This window comes from Massilia sp. WG5, from assembly GCF_001412595.2.
GTDB lineage: Bacteria > Pseudomonadota > Gammaproteobacteria > Burkholderiales > Burkholderiaceae_D > Telluria.
The window spans coordinates 2279317-2298669 of the sequence record NZ_CP012640.2 but is presented as its reverse complement, the minus strand read 5'-3'; the positions used below and the strand labels follow the sequence as shown (position 1 = coordinate 2298669).

Annotated in this window: 15 protein-coding genes and 2 tRNA genes; 7 read left to right on the top strand and 10 right to left on the bottom strand. The window is 60.9% G+C overall.

Translation table 11 applies throughout. The features are described 5' to 3' along the window. Window positions 1-111 precede the first annotated feature (111 nt). The 5 genes from AM586_RS10250 to AM586_RS10235 all read right to left on the bottom strand — a co-directional run bounded on the left by AM586_RS10250 (window position 112) and on the right by AM586_RS10235 (window position 7050). The gene (locus AM586_RS10250) at window positions 112-390 is read right to left on the bottom strand and encodes a PAAR domain-containing protein (RefSeq protein WP_082439690.1); all 279 of its coding nucleotides are present in this window, start codon (window positions 388-390) and stop codon (window positions 112-114) included. 92 nt (window positions 391-482) lie between these two features. Further along, window positions 483-1571: a T6SS immunity protein Tli4 family protein gene (locus AM586_RS28085; protein ID WP_162600537.1), complete on the bottom strand. Its 1089-nt coding sequence runs from the start codon at window positions 1569-1571 to the stop codon at window positions 483-485. A 94-nt stretch (window positions 1572-1665) separates the two neighbouring features. Continuing rightward, a complete protein-coding gene (locus tag AM586_RS10245; RefSeq protein WP_109370457.1) occupies window positions 1666-3543 on the bottom strand; it encodes a triacylglycerol lipase in 1878 nt (625 codons plus the stop codon). Window position 3544: 1 nt separating this feature from the next. Beyond that, window positions 3545-6172, bottom strand: a complete 2628-nt coding sequence (locus AM586_RS10240; protein ID WP_060567079.1) for a type VI secretion system Vgr family protein — start codon at window positions 6170-6172, stop codon at window positions 3545-3547. An 802-nt stretch (window positions 6173-6974) separates the two neighbouring features. Next, a tRNA-Lys gene (locus AM586_RS10235) sits at window positions 6975-7050 on the bottom strand. A 91-nt stretch (window positions 7051-7141) separates the two neighbouring features. Between AM586_RS10235 and AM586_RS10230 the strand changes: the two genes are divergently transcribed. Both AM586_RS10230 and AM586_RS10225 read left to right on the top strand, forming a co-directional pair. Further along, complete coding sequence (locus AM586_RS10230; RefSeq protein ID WP_060567077.1) at window positions 7142-7327, top strand: hypothetical protein; 186 nt, start codon at window positions 7142-7144, stop codon at window positions 7325-7327. A gap of 105 nt (window positions 7328-7432) precedes the next feature. Then, a complete protein-coding gene (locus tag AM586_RS10225) occupies window positions 7433-9007 on the top strand; it encodes a family 16 glycosylhydrolase (RefSeq protein ID WP_162600536.1) in 1575 nt (524 codons plus the stop codon). A 69-nt stretch (window positions 9008-9076) separates the two neighbouring features. Here the strand turns inward: AM586_RS10225 and AM586_RS10220 are convergent. The 4 genes from AM586_RS10220 to AM586_RS10205 all read right to left on the bottom strand — a co-directional run bounded on the left by AM586_RS10220 (window position 9077) and on the right by AM586_RS10205 (window position 12489). Next, window positions 9077-9152 (bottom strand) — tRNA-Lys (locus tag AM586_RS10220). A 54-nt stretch (window positions 9153-9206) separates the two neighbouring features. Then, window positions 9207-11003 (bottom strand): GspE/PulE family protein, encoded by a 1797-nt coding sequence (locus AM586_RS10215; RefSeq protein WP_047826822.1) that lies wholly within the window; start codon window positions 11001-11003, stop codon window positions 9207-9209. A 3-nt stretch (window positions 11004-11006) separates the two neighbouring features. Next, the gene (locus tag AM586_RS10210; protein WP_047826823.1) at window positions 11007-11831 is read right to left on the bottom strand and encodes a spermidine synthase; all 825 of its coding nucleotides are present in this window, start codon (window positions 11829-11831) and stop codon (window positions 11007-11009) included. 139 nt (window positions 11832-11970) lie between these two features. Then, window positions 11971-12489, bottom strand: coding sequence for a glycine zipper 2TM domain-containing protein (locus AM586_RS10205; RefSeq protein WP_052234493.1), 519 nt, complete (start codon window positions 12487-12489; stop codon window positions 11971-11973). 303 nt (window positions 12490-12792) lie between these two features. On the opposite strand from AM586_RS10205, the gene AM586_RS10200 reads away from it, so the two are divergent. The 5 genes from AM586_RS10200 (at window position 12793) to AM586_RS10180 (ending at window position 18030) form a co-directional block, all read left to right on the top strand. Beyond that, window positions 12793-13242 carry a barstar family protein gene (locus tag AM586_RS10200; protein WP_060567075.1) on the top strand — a complete coding sequence of 150 codons (450 nt, stop codon included), beginning with the start codon at window positions 12793-12795 and terminating at the stop codon, window positions 13240-13242. Window positions 13243-13405: 163 nt separating this feature from the next. Further along, window positions 13406-14023: a phosphoribosylglycinamide formyltransferase gene (gene purN / locus AM586_RS10195; RefSeq protein ID WP_047826824.1), complete on the top strand. Its 618-nt coding sequence runs from the start codon at window positions 13406-13408 to the stop codon at window positions 14021-14023. 13 nt (window positions 14024-14036) lie between these two features. Then, on the top strand, window positions 14037-15362 hold the full coding sequence (locus AM586_RS10190; RefSeq protein WP_047826825.1) for an RsmB/NOP family class I SAM-dependent RNA methyltransferase: 1326 nt from the start codon (window positions 14037-14039) through the stop codon (window positions 15360-15362). A gap of 10 nt (window positions 15363-15372) precedes the next feature. Continuing rightward, on the top strand, window positions 15373-16698 hold the full coding sequence (locus AM586_RS10185) for a mechanosensitive ion channel family protein (RefSeq protein WP_047826826.1): 1326 nt from the start codon (window positions 15373-15375) through the stop codon (window positions 16696-16698). Window positions 16699-16818: 120 nt separating this feature from the next. After that, window positions 16819-18030 carry a fatty acid desaturase gene (locus tag AM586_RS10180; protein ID WP_047826827.1) on the top strand — a complete coding sequence of 404 codons (1212 nt, stop codon included), beginning with the start codon at window positions 16819-16821 and terminating at the stop codon, window positions 18028-18030. Between the two features lie 77 nt (window positions 18031-18107). Here AM586_RS10180 and AM586_RS10175 read toward each other — a convergent pair whose 3' ends face one another. Continuing rightward, complete coding sequence (locus AM586_RS10175; protein WP_047826828.1) at window positions 18108-19301, bottom strand: fatty acid desaturase; 1194 nt, start codon at window positions 19299-19301, stop codon at window positions 18108-18110. Window positions 19302-19353 lie beyond the last annotated feature (52 nt).

Sequence of the window (19353 nt, the reverse complement as noted above, 5' to 3'; positions counted from 1 at the left end):
CGCTTGCCAGATGCGATAACCAGTCACACCAAAGGGGAGGGATGGTAACTTATCAGGAGGCACGTCACAAGTACGTCACATGGCGAGCTGGCGGCGTAGTGATCGAGCCCGTCAGCCCACGCTGGCCCGGTGCGAGCCGATCAACTTGCATCCACATTCCGTGACACAGCCTTCCACGGCTACCGCTATACCTCCCACAGTCACGCTGGAGTGGCCGGTAATGATCTTGTTGACTCCGTGTGGTTTCCCACCTGGGTAATGCTGAGGGCAATCCACCTGGTCGCCAAGCCGCGCGATGGGCTTCCCGTCTACGTCGTGCTGTGGCGAGCCGCTGATCACTTTGCCGCCATGATCGGTAGAATCGCCCACGACAATGATTTTCATTGACATGTTTCGCACCCTCTCCGCAGCAGTTTCATTATTCGACCACGCTGCTGGCTTAATTCCAGTAGTTACTAAAACGCATGGTATGCCTTTGCCTATCAATCCCGAAAACGGAGGCTAGAAAGAAGTTTGTCCCAAAGAGCAACGGCTTCGTCATCCGTCAGTGAACCTTTTGTTGCGTACTTTGTGTTTGCAGCCACACCGGTATCGAGATTGATGTCGACAGCCGCGGGATGACGCAAATCACCAGTTTTTCCGATAACCTCCCACATGAACTCGTGGATCATCACGCCATCTTTTCCGTTATGCCGCAATAAGACTTCTTCGCCGTTCCAACCATTAACGATATGCTTGCCGATGCGCAGACGTGCTAGTTCGGAATCAGTTGGGAAAATAACCCCTTGATCCCGCATGGCTGCTTCATGACGCGCGATGATGCCTACGCCATTGGGACCATCGGTGCGGGCATTTTTATTTGACATTACGGAGAAACTCACATCGGGCAGGCTTGGAAAATGCAAGCCAGCCGAGAATATCTCCTGGAACTGTCCGGTGGTTTCTGCAATGAATCCCAAGTCGATGCAAACACCTGGACCCGCTGGTACTTCCTCATTATCTCGAGCGCGCAGGCTGCGCGCAATGTCAGCCGATTTTCTTATTATTTGATCAACACTTTCTTCATCTCCGGATCCCCAGCCGAACTCGAAAACATGGGTGCCTGCGGGGACGAAATTCATAATTCCTTCGCCGCCAACCGATTTTAGATAAGGACTGCCGAAGTAACGCAGTAACAAGCTGTTTGGAACCGGGCCGGCTGAGAGGGATGTAAATTCCGCGTTCTCTCGCTTCATGAGAGTTGCTTTGCGAAAAGCATCTGCCAGATCTTTCTCTTTTCCAGCCGCATTCTCATGCGTAACTATTTCTGCTGGCATTTCTTGATTGCCCAGGATGAGCTGCGCTTCTTCAGGAACGTCGAGCACATACCGGCCAAAACAGACACCTTTTGTTCTTGCAAACAACTTTTTCAGTCGTGGAGACATTTCGGTTTGAGTTGGCACGCCAGTGTCCTCGTAAGAATAGGCCTGATGATGAAGAAAGAGGTAAAGGCCTGCAGTGGCAATGGCACCAGCTAAGGCCGTGACTACAAGTCTTTTTTTTGATTCTGGTCTTAAGATGGGGTTACTCATTATTGATAGATGTGAAAAATATTTAGGCAGCAATGTCCTGATTCTGTTTGGATTAGCAAATCAAGTGTTGACAGCAGAGTACGTCATATTCGTATCAGGTCTTCCACCCCTCAGCGGTATTGGCAATCTTTATCATTGCATATAGCATCGAGACATTGACTGCATCCGCCTTGTAGCTCCCTTGATGGTCATACCCGGCCTGGACAAAGTGCACAGCCGCTTTCACTTTCGCTGCCGAATAATCGGAAGGGACAGTACCATCTCCCGCGTCCTGCGGCGGCAGGAGTTTCAATTTAAACCTGCGCTGGTCTTTCAAGGAAACGATCAGATCGCCTGTCCCGTCCTCGCTTACCAGTCTCCACAACAGTGGCGACTCTTTTGCCGCTGCAATTGCCGTATTGACGTGAATGTCTGCATGGGATAAAGGCTCGATTTTGTAAATCACGCTGCCATGTGTCGGGTTTTTTACATCGGCTGCGTAGCTGGCGTACGTATGGGCGTGGAACGTATTTTTGATTTTGGCGTGAAATGCCTGGGCGTCGGCGATCCTTTCATTAACTAACTTCGTTGTTGATGACGCCTTTAATGTCTTCCCTGCCGGGTTTATCCATTCAGGATTGATCAAGCGCCACCAGTTTTCAGGTTTCTGCGTGTAAATATCGGACAGTGGTGCTCCACTCATCGACATCGCGTTGGTTGCGTTGGAGGGGGGGGCCGATACGCCCGCGTCTGCTGGCCACTGCGCCAAGGTTTTCCCATTGAGGTCTTGGACTTTTAACCAGTTATGGCCGTACTCTGGGGTTGGTAAAAGTTCAAGAGGGCCGGGAGCATTGGCAAATACCGCGGTGACGTCCTGTCCCGTATTTCCGATGATTGCCGGAGCAGGCAAATGGCCGTTTACTCCGCTACGGACGCGTTTGTATGCTGCTGCAGAACCATAAACCGGTTGTACACTGTGATAGATACCTAGAACGCAATCATTCAAGCCGCCCATTTCCGGATGAATTAGAGCGCGCGCCAAGATGCCACCCATTGAATGGGTAACCAGAATTACTTTGTCGCACTTGTGACCATGTGCTTGATATGATTTGATGAGATCCCTGATACGGGCGGCCGTCTTCTTGGCGGACACAGCGTTGCTTTGGAGCCAGTTATATCCCATTGCATGGACTGGATATAGACAGTTGGCTACGCGCATAACTTCTTTCTCTTCAAGCATGGCCGCGTTAAGCGCTCCCCATCGTTTTGGCGACACGTCTGTTACTCCTACAGGCGGGCCGGTAACGTTCACATTTGACATCCAGAACAGATCCAACGGGTTACGGCCAGCCTTATCTTTAGCCAGCGCGCACCCAAAGCCAATAATACGGTTTAGCCTGCCCTCAAGGGTAGACAATGCCCCGCTATAGTCGCCGAACGATATTTCGCTCCAACCGCGCCACCGGGCTTTTTGTGCTGCCGTCGCTGCATGCGGATGTTTTGTTGGTTGATGCAATCCCGTGTTAGAATGGTCGCTCTTGAGCAAACCAACGTCTTGCAGTATGTCGGGTACGTTGCTGTGTCGAGAATCGGATTGCTGACTGAGCGTTCCGCTTGGGTCAAATCTGCCCTGATCTTCGGTATACCGATAATAGTCCACTTCAGTTTCGTCAGGATCGAGCTTCATCTGCCGTTCCCGCGGGCTTAGATTGGCTGCTTTTCGAACATCACTAAGCACCGTTGAAAAACCAAGATTATCTGGTCGCCAGGCGATATCGTTTTGACTCTTGAGATCTGCTTTTCTTGCCCTGCTCATACGCAGATTGCTACCCATGACACCTGGCAAGAATATGACGGGGATGACCCTGTTGGGCGGCGCTATGAAAACCGTTTCCCGCTGTTCGGTATCCACTGGCGTGAGATGGAATTCCCCTTCCATTGCGCCTCCCACGCTTTGTGTCATCGTTTTAACGTTATGAGTGTCTTCGGCCATTTTATTCGCCCAATATTCTTAATTTGGCAGTTGCCATATCTATGCCTTTTTGTATCGGCATACGACCCTCGGCATCGGTCATGCCCCTGATGATCGTTCCATCTTCGCGCATCAGTTCGAACTTGCGATTTGCTAACGGTCCATCGAGATCGCGCAAGATCGGGGTCTGATCGAAGTGGCCCTTTTCCATTTCATTTGAGGCCAGTGCGAGGCTCTTTGGATCGGTGAGGCTATGGGAGGCGGCGTGGGCCACAAATGTGCCGGTTGTACCGTGTTCAATTCCGGCCTTACTGAACTTGACGTAGCTGCCACCGCCGTTGATGACGATGTCTTCCTTGGCATTGATAACAATTCGATTCCCCGTTTGTGTAATGTTCAATTTCGCGAACAAATTGATACTGTCGGAGAGGGTCTGCACGTCGATATCGCCTGCCACAGCAATCAGCTTCATGCCAGCTCGTTGAACGAACAGGCGGAGCGTCGTGACGACACTCGCGAAGAAACCGTCACCGGCTGCAATCGCGACGCTTTTCCCCGTTGTGATCGCGGTGTCGCCTTCGCTTGCGATGTGCGTAGACTGAGCCGTGGTAGTGGCAATTCCAGCGGCGCTCGCCAGTATCAAATGGGGCTCGGCGAGTTCGGGGAAGCTGCGTTTTGCGGAACTGCCATCACCCCTAACCGCGTCGTTTTGCGCCTTGACCGAGGCCGCTACGCATGATTGCTGGCCGTTTTCCTGTGCCCGGTTTTTTTCCGCTACTTTCGCATGGTTCTTTTGCCATTCTTCGGCGGAGGCGAGACGTTGAAGGATTTCGCCCATGTCCTTAACCTCGGAGGTCGCGTTGGGGCGCGCTTCAGTGGTGATCAGCATGCCTTTTCCGGCCCGGGCAACGCCCCAGGCATCGGTAGCGATTTCCCAGCCTTCGCCGCGCGCGTCCTTGCGTCCGCTAGTGTCCTCGATGCGAGTGATGTGTCCGAGCGACAGCTGGCTGCACTGATGATCGCTCTTCAACTGCGCCTGGATCTTGCCTGGCGTATCGTCCAGCACCAGGTGATTGCCGCGTTCGCTCGCTTCGCCCGCCAGCAGCTCCCGGCTGCGCAGACCGCTCAGGGCCTGCTGCTCCGGCAATTGCCACGGCGGCATGTGGGTGTGGTTGTACAGCGCGCCCAGAATGACCGGGCGGTCGATGTTCCCATTGACAAAGGCTACTCCCACTTCCTCGCCCACCCGCGGCAGGCGGATATTCCCAAACTCGACGCCGGCGCTCGGCGCCATCACGCGCAGCCAGGGCGAGCTGTTCTCGTCGTAGCTGCCCAGCCGGTCCCAGTGGAATTGCACCTTGACCCGCCCGTAGCCGTCGGTGTGGATCTCGGCGCCGGCCGGGCCGACCACGATGGCGGTCTGAATGCCGGGGTAGGTGCAGGGCTGGCTGTTGTAGTGCCGTCCCGGGCGCCACTGGATGTCCTTGCGCACGCAGCGGAAGCTGTTCTCGTAGTGCGATGGCGCGCCTGCTCTCGCCTGGTAGTTGTTGCTAGCTTCGTGGTCGACGGAGAGGATGAGGTAGTCGCGGTCACGGATGCTGGGCTTGGCTGGTTCGCCGCGCTTCGGAACCTGCAGCTCGGCGCTAAAATGGCCGCCGAGCTTGAAGCACCGGCCCGGCTGGACGGTACGATCGTTGCCCCGGGCTTCGAAGGTCTGCGTGTTCGCGTCGCGCTCGCCCATGCGCTGCTGGGCGAGGCGTTCGCCTTCGTCATGGGTGCGGAAACCGTACGCACCCGTGTTCTCGTAGATTTCGTAAGGGTAGACGTCGCCCTGGTTGTTCAGAGACTCGGCGGTCGAGCGCTGCGCCACCGGGTTCTTGTAGTCGAAGCTGGCCAGGGTCGTCTGGCCGGAGCCGAGCCGACGCACCGCGCTCCATTCTCGGATGCCGTCGTGTTCGAGCGAGCCGGCCTGATCGCGGAATGGGATTTCGCCCGAGTCGTCGATCCCGGTCGGGTCGATGGGCTGGGCGAGTGTGCTGCGGTCGCAGAGCAAGAGCGAGTGCCCGTCTGCCCGGTGCTCGTAGTAATAGTGCAGCCCGTATTCCTCCCAGCGCCGGTGCAGGTGGTTGTAGTCGGTCTCGTCATACTGGTTGGCGCAGGTCAGGCGCGGATACTCTCCCGCGAGGACCGGATGCCAGTCGGACTGGCGGTAATGCGCAAGGGTGAGTTCGGTAATTTCGATGACGCTCTTACCGAGGAATGAACGGTTGTCCTTGCGCAGCCTGGCGAAAGCCAGCCACGGTTCGAGCACCATGTGATAGAAGGCGAAGCCGCCGTCGGCGCGTAGGAAGCGGAACTCGGTGACGTAGCCGTTGAAGTAGCGCAGTGAGCCATCTTCGCGCACCAGCGAGATCGTGACCATTCTGCCCATCATCGCTTTCAGGCGAATCTGTGCGTCATCCGACAGTAGTTCGACCTCGAAGCGGAAGCAGCGCGAGACTTCCTCGTGCGCTTTCAAGCGGTTGGACAGGAGAATGCGGTCGGGGCCATCGTTGTGAGGGAATTCCAGGCGCAGCAGGCGGTCGTGCTGCGCATTGAGACTGAACGCCGATAGCGCAGCTCCCGCCGCGATCGCTTGGCTTTCGCCCATGTGTTGCCTCCGATGGCTTATCAGGTATCAGAATTTCCATCGGCTAAGGTAGCCAACAGGTCTACGGCGACCTTGACCAAAAGCAAGAAGCGGGCTCGGCTTTGTATTCGTACATCGGATGCTGGCTGAGTGGTGAAGCATGATCGGACTGGTGACCCGCCGTTGAGTGATATCAAGCCGAGCTCATCAGATGCGCACACCTGTTGATACTGGCTTATCCTTGCCAAATTAAAGGTCAAGCTAGCGAGCCTTATGGATTTTCCCACTCCACCATCGCAAGCATAGGGAAACGCCTTTGGCGTGAAAGCACATATCGTTGAGTGAATGTTGTCCTAGGACGTCCGTAAGTAAAGTTCGTGTAAATTTCCTTCTTCAATATCGCCGCTACCGCAGCATGTAGCTGTAGACGTCTTCATTCTTTGACTGCGTTTGGCGTTCACGGATCGCGGTGAACGTTCGATCGTCCGTTCATCCTTGAAGTCGATGCATTCTTGTCCCAGCACTGCTGTCGGCATAGTCCGGCCGCTGTTGCCTTAGCAAAGGCCAAGAGGCTCCGTGACCTGACGCAGGTCGCGTGCGCTTTTGTACGACCTGCAGGAGATGGGGGGCGGCCGCAAGTCGGCCGCGATGGTGTGGCGGTACGCGCACCTAACGCCGGCACAGATGGCGCGTCACACGGCGGTAGTAGACGAACTGCTGCGCGTCACAAATACGGCACAGTAGGTAGAAGAGAGGACTGCCGCAGGCACAAAAAAAGGCGTCACGATCACTCGTAACGCCTTGATTTGATACTGCAAATTCGTGGTAGGCCGTGCGGGGCTCGAACCTGCGACCAACGGATTAAAAGTCCGCTGCTCTACCAACTGAGCTAACGACCCGAAGACAGCCATTATAGCGGCTCAGCGGTATTTTGCTAAGCCCTTTCGAGCCAAAAAAATCCCGGTCGGCGCCGCCACGACCCGGACGCGCATGCATCGCGAGGCGGATCGCATCCTGCTGGCCGATGGGACGGTCCTGCTCGAGCAGGATGCGCTCCTTGTAGATGCCGGTCTCGAAGCGGATCGCGATCTTGCCATCGGGCGAGGCATAGCGGTTCGTCCCGCCCGCCTGGCGTTCCCGCCGCTGATTTTCCTTGACGCCTCACATTCCTTTTGACACCTGCAACGCTTCAGTCCACACTGCATATGCATGATTGGAATCGTTTCCAATCATGCGCCGCGGAGGCGGCTCATAACAAATCATCAAATTTGGAGACTAAGCATGGCATATCGTTTTCCCGGCGCGCTGCCCGCAGGTGCGCTTGCTGCCGCTCTGGCATTGACCGCCGCCGCCGCAAGCGCGCAGCAATGCCCGAGCACCACGCCGCTGTTCGCCGATGAATTCAACGGCACGGCAGTCGATACCACCAAGTGGGAAATCCAGACCGGCGACGGTTGCAGTTATGGGATATGTGGCTGGGGCAACAACGAGTTGCAGTCCTACCAGGCGGCCAACGCCACGGTCGCCAACGGCCTGCTGACGATTACCGCGAAGAAGCAGCGGGTAGGCTCGAAATCGTACACCTCGGCACGGCTGCGCACGCTGAACCGGCCGGCCGGCGGCCAGTGGACGCATGGACGTTTCGAAGCGCGCATCAAGATTCCGGGCGGGCATGGCATGTGGCCCGCGTTCTGGATGCTGCCCAACACCACGGTGGCCTGGCCTGCCAGCGGCGAAATCGATATCCAGGAGGCGATCGGACAGAAGTCGATGTTCCAGCTCGGCACGATCCACTATGGCCCCTCGAGCGCCAACGCGCAACAGCAGGGCAGCCAGATCCTCAAGCAGCCCGATACCTGGGCCAACGACTTCCATGTCTACGCGGTCGAGTGGACCACCAACCGGATCAGCTGGTACGTCGACGACCTGCTGTTCGCGACCAAGACGCCTTCCGACCTCGCGAACCCGGCCGACTGGACCTTCGAGAATTATCAGTACTACATGATTCTGAATCTGGCCGTCGGCGGCAACCTGGGCGGAACGGTGGACGACACCGCGCTGCCGCAGACCATGCAGGTGGATTATGTGCGCGCGTATGCGGTGCCGCAGCCGTCCATTTCGGGCAAGCATATCGTCGAGCCGAACAGCGCCGCCACCTACACGGTGGTCGACGACAGCGCCGGCGGCTCGACCTACAGCTGGACTTCGCCGACCGGCCAGACCTCGACCGGCAGCGCGCTGACGGTGAACTGGGGCACGGCCAGCGGCCCGGTCAGCGTCACGGTCAAGAACAGCTGCGGCAGCTTTACCAAGACCGTCAACGTGGCGGTGTCGCCGGTGCTGACCAAGTCGCTGGTGCTGGACGATTTCGAGGGCACCCGCAACCAGGCTTACACCACGGTGACCGGCACCTTCAACCAGAGCGCCGCCAATCCCGCGCCGAACACGGTGAATGCGTCCACCACCGTGGGCAAGTACGTGCGCAGCAGCGCCCAGCAATATGACCTGATCACGGCAACCACCACGGCGATTCCGGACGCCGCCCCGTTCGTGCGCGGCGACAAGGCCTTCTACCTCGACGTCTACACCGCGGCGCCGGTAGGAACGCCGATCCTGATCCAGCTCGAGAACAACAAGGTCGCCACCGCGTCCAACTATCCGTCCGGCCGCCATTCGAAATACCTGGCGACGACAACGGTGCAAAACGGCTGGCAGCGCCTGAAGTTCCTGGTGAACGACCGTATCGACGGCGAAACTGCCGACAACGCCGTCAACCAGATCGTGCTGATGCTGAATCCGAACTCCAGCACGGGCGATACCTATTACCTCGATAACGAGGCGATCTATGCGAAGTAAGTGCTGAGACAAGCGCCAAAAACACAAACGCCAGCTCGAAGGCTGGCGTATGTGTTGACACGAGATCTTTGGTAGGCCGTGCGGGGCTCGAACCTGCGACCAACGGATTAAAAGTCCGCTGCTCTACCAACTGAGCTAACGACCCGAAGAAGGCACGCATTATAGCGGGCGGTTTTGATTTGCGCCAGAGGTATCTGTTCTAGGAGAGGGCAGAGCTGACCTTCAGCACCTCTTCCGCCGTCGTCACCCCTTCCACGATCTTGTAGGCGCCGGCGATGCGCAGCGGTTTCATGCCGTCCGCCACGCTTTGCCGGCGCAGCGCCGCCAGGTCCGTCACTTCGCGGATCAGATGCGAGAAGGCTTCCGTCACCGTCGCCAGTTCATAGATGCCGGTGCGGCCGCGGAAGCCGGTCTGGCGGCATTCCGGGCAGCCGACCGGGCGGTATACGGTGGCCGGCTTCGGGATCTTCAGGCTCCCGACCATGCTGTCCCAGATCTCGTCGGACAGTTCCCCGTCCGGGCTTTTGCAATGCGTGCACAGCGTGCGCACCAGGCGCTGGGCCATGATGCCGCTCAGGGTCGAGCCCAGCAGGTAATAAGGCACGCCCAGCTCCAGCAGGCGCATCACGCTCGACGGCGCGTCGTTGGTGTGCAGGGTCGACAGCACCAGGTGGCCGGTCAGCGCCGCCTGGATCGCCATCTCGGCCGTTTCCAGGTCGCGGATCTCGCCGACCATGATGATGTCCGGATCCTGGCGCATCAGGGCGCGCACGCCGTCCGCGAAGGACAGGTCGATGCCGGGCTGGACCTGCATCTGGTTGAATGAGGCTTCCACCATCTCGATCGGGTCCTCGACCGTGCAGACGTTCACCTCGCTGGTGGCCAGCGCCTTCAGGGTCGTGTACAGGGTCGTGGTCTTGCCCGAGCCGGTCGGTCCCGTCACCAGGATGATGCCGTGCGGGCGTTTGGTGAGCGCGTCCCAGCGCTGGGCGTCGTCGGGCGGGAAGCCCAGTTCCGGCAGCGTCTTGACGACCACTTCCGGATCGAAGATGCGCATCACCAGTTTTTCACCGAAGGCGGTCGGCATCGTCGACAGGCGCAGCTCGACCTCCTGGCCGGCGCCGGTCTTGGTCTTGATGCGGCCATCCTGCGGCCGGCGTTTCTCGATCACGTCCATGCGGCCCAGCAGCTTGATGCGCGCGGTCATCGCGATCATCACCACGGCCGGCACCTGGTAGACCTGGTGCAGCACGCCGTCGATGCGGAAGCGGATCACGCCGGCATCGCGCTTCGGTTCCAGGTGGATATCGGAAGCGCGCTGGTCGAAGGCGTAGCTCCACAGCCAGTCGACGATGTTGACGATGTGCTGGTCGTTGGCGTCGACCTGCTTGTTTGCCTTGCCGAGTTCGACCAGCTGTTCGAAGTTGTTGCGCAGCGCGAGGTCCTGGCCGCTGGACTTGTTGGCGTCGCGGATCGACTTGGCAAGGCTGAAGAACTGCGAGATGTACTGGGCGATGTCGAGCGGATTCGCCAGCACCAGCTCGATGCGCCGGCGCGAGATGCGGCCGATCTCGTCCCGCCATTCGGTGTGGTAGGGATCGGCGGTCGCCACCACCAGGGCATCGCCCTTGAGCTCGACCGGCAGGATGTTGAAGCGCGCTGCATAGCTGGCCGACATCACGTCCGCGACCTTGGTGAAGTCGATCTTCAAGGGGTCGATGCGCAGAAAAGGCAGGCCGACCTTGCCGGCGCACCACTCGGTCAGCAGGTCCAGGGTCAGCAGCCTGTGCGGCGCCTTGCCCGAGACGATCTTGCACTGCGCGACCGCCGTCAGCGGATGCATGGCGCCGACCGCATTCTTCAGGATGCCCTGGGCCTCGGCGAAGTGCGGCTTGACCGTCGACTTGTCGACGATGCCGTCGGCCAGCAGCCAGGAGAAGATGGCCTGCAGGTCGAGCGCCCTGGGACGGGCCTGCTTCGAGGCGGTGGCGTCCATGTCTCAGCGCTGGTCGGCGATCGCTGCCTGCAGTCCCTTCACCCAGGACTTGGCCGGGAGCTTGGTCGCGGCCACGATCTGCGCGGCGCGCGCGGCCAGGCGCTCGGGATCGAGGTCGGGCTTGTTCCTGAAGCACAGCGCGACCACGTTGCCCTCGTGGACTTCGGGCAGGCAGATCACCTGCTCGAAGGCGAAGCGCATGGCCTTGATGTTCTTCTTGAAACTCGGGTGGTCGCCGAACAGGTTGACGGTCATGACGCCGTCCCCGGCCAGGCAGGCGTTGCAGGCCTGGTAGAACTCGGGCGTGTCGAGGACCGGGCCGCGCGCGGTGGCGTCGTACAGGTCGCACTGCAGGACGTCGAAGGCGCCGTGGTTGGCCTCGTCCAGCACGAAGTCCAGCGCATCCATCTCCAGCACCTGCAGGTGCTCGTCATCGGACGGCAGCTTGAACATCGAGCCGCAGATCGCGATCACGGCCGGGTTCAGCTCGACCGCGGTGACCAGGGCCTGGGGAAACTGGCGGTAGCAGAACTTGGTGAGCGTGGCGGCGCCCAGGCCCAGCTGGGCGATGGTGCGCGGCTGCTCGATGAACAGCATCCAGGCCATCATCTGCTGCGCGTATTCGAGCTCCGGCCAGTCCGGCTTGCGGATGCGCATGGCGCCCTGCACCCACTCGGTGCCGAAGTGCAGGAAGCGCACGCCGTCCTGCTCGGACAGGGTGACGGGGGCGAACTTCGGCTTGCGCGCGGCTTTGGGTTTCGCTGCGGGCGCGGAGGCGGGGCGGCGCGAGGATTCGGCCAGTTCGATGGATTTGCGTTTGATGAGCATAGGACGACCTGAAGGGAACATCCTATTATCGGGGGGAGGCTTCCCCAGTGCAAGCAACACACCGGGGAAGTGCAGCAGGCTGATGCTGCGGAGGAACTGCGGCGCGGAAGAGGTAGGTCCTCCGCACCGGTAGAACTGATTACTGCTGGTACTGGTCCGGCTCGACCGAGACGCGCAGGCGGACGCGGTTGCCCGGATCGCGGTTCATCACGGTATTGAAGGTCTGGCCGCGGTAGTTATAGGTCACGTCGTAGCCGTTGGTGCGCTGTTCGACCGATTCCACGGTACGGCAGCGCTGCACCGCCTGTTCTTGGGTGCCGGCGTAGCCGCCGCGGCCGTCGTTCTCGACGTGGTCGCCGACCATGGCGCCGGCGATGGCGCCGGCGGCTGCCGCTGCAACCTTACCGTTACCGCCGCCAACCTGGCTGCCCAGCAGGGCGCCGGCGATACCGCCGACCACCGTGCCGCCCTGGCCGCGCTGTTGCTGGACCGGCGCCTGCACGTAGTCGGTGCGGCATTCGCGGCGCGGGGTGCGGACCTGCTCGATGCGCGGCTGCACACGCACGACCTGGCCGAAATCTTCGAAATCGCCAGCCTGGGCCAGCGGCAGGGCGCAAACGCCCACGGCGGAGAGAATCAGTTTGGCTTTGAAGTTCATGTTCAATACCTCGTTGGTGTGCTTTATGTTCTGGTTGGTTGGACGCTTACTGCCACGACTGCATGTTACCGCTAGTCGACAACTCAATGGCAATCCGCGTGGCAACAAAATGTAACAGGAGGAAGCAGATATGCATATCGATCTCTACAGCGAAAAACAGTGTAAAAGCCTTAATACAGGCTGAAAATTCCCTGCAAATCTTACAAATCGAGCCTGCCCGACAATATTCGGGTTGATTCAACTACCACAAAACGTTACCCTTACGGGACTAAGGGTTTTAACGGTGGGAAACTTGAGGGGAAAATGAGTTTGTTGATGAGAGTGCCGCCTAATCTTGTGCAGTCGATCCGGGCCTATCGCGCGACGGAACTGCAGAAGGAAGCAGGCCGCCTGGGCCATCACTTCCTGTACGCTCATTGCGCCAACGCCCTCACCAAACAGCAAGTCTGCGCCCGCATCGGCGAGCAATTTACTTTCCCCCGTCAGTGCAGCAAGAATTTCGAAGCGTTGCGTAATTGCATCACTAACGTGATTGCCGAGGCCGGACCGCAGCCGGGATTCATCGCCGTGCTCGACCAATTGCCGAACACGCAAAAATTCGACAAGGAAGCCCGCGAAACCCTGCTCGACGTCTTCCGCGACGCCGCCGAATTCTGGGCCGAGAAAAAAGTCCCGTTCCGCGTGTTCTATTCCTTTGAAGAGCCGCAATCGCCGCAATCGGTGGGGTGGGTCGGGGCGCGGCCCTTCGAATAAGGGCCCTGCGGCGTATAAACGTCGTCCCCGCGAAGGCGGGGAGCCAAGTTCTATTTGAACCAACGAAACGCTTGCGAACCTGGATCCCCGCCTGCGCAGGGATGACGGTATTCCTTTCCCTTTCCGTTGGCCTACCCCCGCCCTCGCGGTACAATGCGCGCTTATGAAAAATATCGTGATCCTTATTTCTGGCCGCGGCAGCAATATGGAAGCCATCGTGCGTGCGCGTGAAGCGCAGCAGTGGCCAGCCCGGATTGCCGCCGTGATCAGCAATAAGCCTGAGGCCCAGGGGCTCGCGTTCGCGCAGGCCCACGGCATCCCGACCGCGGTGGTCGACCACAAGGCTTTCGCCTCGCGCGAAGCCTTCGACGGCGCCCTGCAGCAGCTCATCGACGGCTTCGCGCCCGACCTGGTGGTGCTGGCCGGCTTCATGCGCATCCTCACCCCGGCTTTCGTCCAGCACTATGAAGGCCGCATGCTGAACATCCACCCGTCGCTGCTGCCGCTGTTCCCCGGGCTGCACACGCACCGCCAGGCGCTGGAGGCGAAGGTGGTCGAGCATGGCGCCACCGTGCACTTCGTCACTGCCGAGCTGGACCATGGCCCGAGCGTGCTGCAGGCGCGCATCCCGGTGCTGCCCGGCGACACCGAGGACAGCCTGGCGCAGCGCCTGCTGGCCGAGGAACACGTCATTTATCCGCAAGCGGTGCGCCTGTTCGTCGAAGACAGGCTGCGCATCGCCGACGGCGAAGTCCGCATCGCCGAGACCACCAGTATTTAAACCAAGGAAACACATGAGATTGCCACCCGCGATCCTCGGCAATGCTGAAGAAGTATTGCGCGAGATCCTGCGCTTCATGGCGCCGGCCGACGTCACCCTGTCGCGCTACTTCAAGGACCATCCCCGCCTCGGCGGCCGCGAACGCGGCGCCATCGCCGAATGCATCTATTCGGTGCTGCGCAACAAGAACTTCTTCACCGAATTCGGCGGCTTCGGCACCGGCGCCAGCGCCACCATGCGCCGCCTGGTGCTGCTTGGCATGGCCGAGGCGGTCGGCGTCGAGTCGCTGGGCGGCCTGACGGAAGACGAAAACGAATTCCTGGCCCGCATCAAGGAAATCGACCGTTCGCTGCTGCCGCCGAAGAAGCGCGCCAACCTGCCCGACTGGCTGTACGACAAATTCGTCGCCCAGTACGGCGAAGAAGAGACCCTGCAGCTGGCTGCCGTGCTGAACACGCCGGCGCCGCTGGACCTGCGCGTCAACACCCTGAAGACCGACCGCGAGAAGGTGATCGCCGAGCTGGCCGCTGCCCCGATCGTGGCCGAGCCGACCCCGTACGCGTCGACCGGCCTGCGGATCCGGAAGAAGCCGGCCCTGCAGAACCTGCCGCTGTTCAAGGAAGGCGCGATCGAAGTCCAGGACGAGGGCAGCCAGGTGCTGGCCCAGCTGCTGGGTGCGCGCCGCGGCGAGATGGTGGTCGACTTCTGCGCCGGCGCCGGCGGCAAGACGCTGGCGATCGGCGCGATCATGCGCAGCACCGGCCGCCTGTATGCCTTCGACGTCTCGGAAAAGCGCCTCACCAAGCTGAAGCCGCGCCTGGCGCGCAGCGGCCTGTCGAACGTGCATCCGGTGGTGATCGCGCACGAGCGCGACGCCAAGGTAAAACGCCTGGCCGGCAAGATCGACCGCGTGCTGGTCGATGCACCGTGCTCGGGCATGGGCACGCTGCGCCGCAATCCGGACGTGAAATGGCGCCAGCAGCCGCAAGACATCGCCGAACTGACCGAAAAGCAGATCTCGATCCTGGACGGCGCCTCGCGCCTGGTGAAGTTCGGCGGTCGCCTGGTCTATGCGACCTGCAGCCTGCTGGATGAGGAAAACGACGGCATCGTCGCGCAATTCCTGGCCAGCCATCCGGACTTCGAACTGGTGCCGATGAACAAGGTCCTGGCCGAGCAGCGGATTCCGCTGGAAATGGGCGATACCCTCAAGATGCTGCCGCACAAGCACGACACCGACGGCTTCTTCGCCGCCGTGTTCGAGCGCAAGGCCGCGGCCAAGGCTGCCAAAGCCGACGAGGCCCCCAAAGCCGACGAGGCCGCCGATACCGACGAGTAATCGCTAGACCATGCCGCTGACCAGCCTGATCGACGATCTGCTCGGCGACCTGAGCCGCCCCGGCATGCCGTGGCAGGTCGGGTCGATTGCCGCCAGCGTCGTGCTGGGCTGGCTGTGCGCGGGCCTGCTGCAATTCTGGTGGCGCCGCCGCCGCACCGCACGCGGCGTCACCACGCGCCACGAGGGCATGGAAAGCCTTGCGCGGGTGGTGGCGCCGCTGCTGGTGGTCGGCCTGCTGTACCTGTCCAGTACGCTGTTGGCCGGGCACCGTTTCCACACGAATATCGTGAAGGTGGCGATTCCCGTGTTCTGGTCGCTGGTCGTGATCCGCCTGGCTTTCTACCTGCTGCGGCGGGTGTTCGCGCGCCACGGCCAGCTGGGCGAGGCCTTTATCACCTTCGAGAAGATCTTCGCCCTGGTGGTGTGGGCGGCGGTCGCGCTGTACATCACCGGCATGTGGCCGGAGATCTTCGACGTCCTCGACGCCACCACGATCAAGTACGGCACCAGGCGCAACGATTTCGTCACCCTGGCGGACGTGCTGCAGGCCATCGTCTCGGTGGCGGTGCTGATGATGCTGGCGCTGTGGGCCGGCGCCGCGCTGGAAGAGCGCCTGATGGGCGTGCAGGCCCTGCACAGCTCGCTGCGCGTGGCGCTCGCGCGGGTCAGCCGCGCGGTGCTGATCGTCGGCTCCGTGCTGATCAGCCTGAGCCTGGTCGGCATCGACCTCACCGTCCTGTCCGTGTTCGGCGGCGCGCTCGGCGTCGGCCTCGGCCTGGGCATGCAGCGTATCGCCAGCAACTACGTGTCCGGCTTCATCATCCTGATCGAGCGCAGCCTGTCGATCGGCGACATGATCTCGGTCGACAAGTACACCGGCAAGGTCACCCAGATCAATACCCGCTACACCGTGCTGCAGGGCCTGGACGGCGTCGAAACCGTGCTGCCGAACGAGATGCTGATCTCCGGTCCGGTGCTGAACCAGACCCTCAGCATGCGCGCGGTGCGGGCCTCGACCAAGCTGATGGTGGCCTACGGCTCCGACCTGGAGCAGGTGATGCCGCTGCTGGCGGCCCAGGCGATCGGCACGCCACGCGTGCTGGAGAACCCGGCGCCCGGGGTCTCGCTGAGCCGCTTCGCGCCGGAAGGCTACGAGCTCGACCTGGGCTTCTGGATCGGCGATCCGGAAAACGGGCAGGGCGGCGTGGTTTCCGAAATCAACAAGAAAATTTATGCCCTGGTGCAAGCTGGCGAGATCAAGCTTGGCATCCCGGCACTTGACACTCGTCTTCTTGATGCGCATATAGCATCGGTTGTGGCACGGATCCACAATTAAGACTGCATTCATTAGCCTTGGGCGTGCCGCAGGTCACTAGATACGCGTAAAATGCGTATTGGCGTCATGCGACGCGTTTGACAGTTCTGGGCGATTGCAAGCCATCCAATTGGAGTGTTAATGAATTTTCTGAGCAACATCTTTCAAGCTGTCCTGTCCTTCCTGGACGGTGGCTTGGCCGATCTGTCGGGCTGGCAGATGGTCGTGTACACGCTGATCGTTACCCACATCACGATCGCCGGCGTCACCATCTATCTGCACCGTCACCAGGCGCACCGTGCGCTGGACCTGCATCCGATCGTCAGCCATTTCTTCCGCTTCTGGCTGTGGCTGACCACCGGCCAGGTCACCAAGGAATGGGCCGCCGTGCACCGCAAGCACCATGCGAAGTGCGAGACCGTCGACGATCCGCACAGCCCGGTTACCCGCGGCATCAAGAAAGTGCTGCTGGAAGGCGCCGAACTGTACCGCGCCGAGACCAAGAACCTGGAAACCCTGGAGAAGTACGGCCACGGTTGCCCGAACGACTGGATCGAAAATAACCTGTACACCAAGTACAGCTGGCTGGGCGTGTCGGCCCTGCTGCCGATCAACGTGATGCTGTTCGGCGTGGCCGGCATCACGATCTGGGCCGTGCAGATGCTGTGGATCCCGATTACGGCGGCCGGCATCATCAACGGCCTGGGCCACTGGACGGGCTACCGCAATTACGACTGCAACGATGCAGCCTGCAACCTGATCCCGTGGGGCATCCTGATCGGCGGCGAAGAACTGCACAACAACCACCACACCTTCGCCACCTCGGCCAAGCTGTCGAGCAAGTGGTACGAGTTCGACATCGGCTACGCCTACATCCGCATGATGGAAATGGTGGGCCTGGCCAAGGTCAAGAAGACCATTCCGAAGCCGAAGCTGGCCAAGAACAAGCTGGAAGCCGACCTCGATACGCTGCAGTCCGTCATCACCAACCGCTACGACGTGATGGCCAAGTACGCCAAGTCGGTGAAAGCGGCGTTCCGCGAGGAAGTCGAGCACCTGAAGCACAAGGCCGAACTGGAAGCGCGTTTCCTGAAGACCTCGCGCAAGCTGATGCAGCGCGAGCCGGCCAAGCTGCAGGCGCCGCAGCAGGCCCAGCTGAGCGAGCTGTTCGAGCACAGCAAGGTGCTGGAAACCATGCACCAGATGCGCGTGGAACTGGGCGCAATCTGGGAGCGTTCGCACTCGACCCGCGACCAGCTGCTGCAACAGCTGCAGGACTGGTGCGCTCGTGCCGAAGCCTCGGGCATCAAGGCCCTGCAGGATTTCTCGCTGCGCCTGCGCAGCTATGCCTGAGTTTCCTGCGCTTTCTTGAATTGTCCCCAAATGCCCCTGACCAGGGGCATTTTTCATTGTCGCGCCGCTTCCGCCGTTCAGCCATAGGAACGCAGGCGCTGTGCGAAGCCGAGCAGCGGCGCCACGCCCGAGCGTTCGGCCCGTTCGCACCATTCGCTCAGGTGACCCAGCAATTCCTGCGGGCTCGCCGATTTCGCTTCCCATAACTGGCGCAGTTCCTGGCGCATGGCTTGCATGCGCGCCAGCGGCGTGTAGGCCCCGAGCAGGAGCTCGAGTTCGGCACGTTGGCCGGCGCCCAGGTAATCCGGCTCGCGCCGCAGCAGGCGCTCGGCCTGGCGCCTGACGCGCAGGCTGGTGCGGCAGCCGGCCTGGCGCAATTCGATCCGCAGGGTGCGCGCCAGCATCAGGCCGTATTCGCGCATCACGTGATGACGGCAGGCGCTGATCCCGACGACGGTGGCGATGCTCAGCGGCGTGGCGGGCTGGCCGGCGCCCCGCCTTGCCGGTCGCGCCGGCAGCTGTCTCACGCGGGCCAGGCCCAGGCCCTGCAGCAGGCGGATGTAGCACCAGCCGATGTCCAGCTCGAACCAGCGCGCCGACAGTTTGGCGGAGGCCGGGAAGGTATGGTGGTTGTTGTGCAGCTCTTCGCCGCCGATCAGGATGCCCCAGGGGAGGATGTTGGCGGCCGCATGCGGACCGTCGAAATTGCGGTAGCCCCGGTAGTGGCCAAGGCCATTGATGATGCCGGCGGCAGTGACCGGGATCCACAGCATCTGGACGGCCCACACGGTGGCGCCGATCGCGCCGAACATCGCCAGGTCGGCCAGCAGCAACAGGCCCACGCCTTGCCAGGAACAGGCCGCGTACACTTTCCGCTCCAGCCAGTCGTCGGGCGTGCCCTGGCCGAAGCGCTCGACGGTGGCCGGATCGCGCACTGCGGCCCGGTAAAGTTCCGTTCCCTCCAACAAAACCTTGCGAATGCCGGCCAGCTGCGGGCTGTGCGGGTCGCCCTCCTTTTCGCAATGGGCATGGTGCTTGCGGTGCACCGCAACCCATTCGCGCGTGGCCATGCCGGTCGCGATCCAGAGCCAGAAACGGAAGGCATGGCTGACGGCCGGATGCAGCTCGAGGGACCGGTGCGCCTGGCAGCGGTGCAGGTAGATGGTGACGGCGACGATGGTCAGGTGGGTCGTCAGCAGGGTATAGGCAACGATGTGCCAGGCGCCTGCATCCAGCAGGCCGTGCGCGACAAATTGCGAAAGTCGATCCATGCCGGTCCTCCATGAGAGCGGTGCCCGGACCAGCTTAACCCCGATCGGCGGC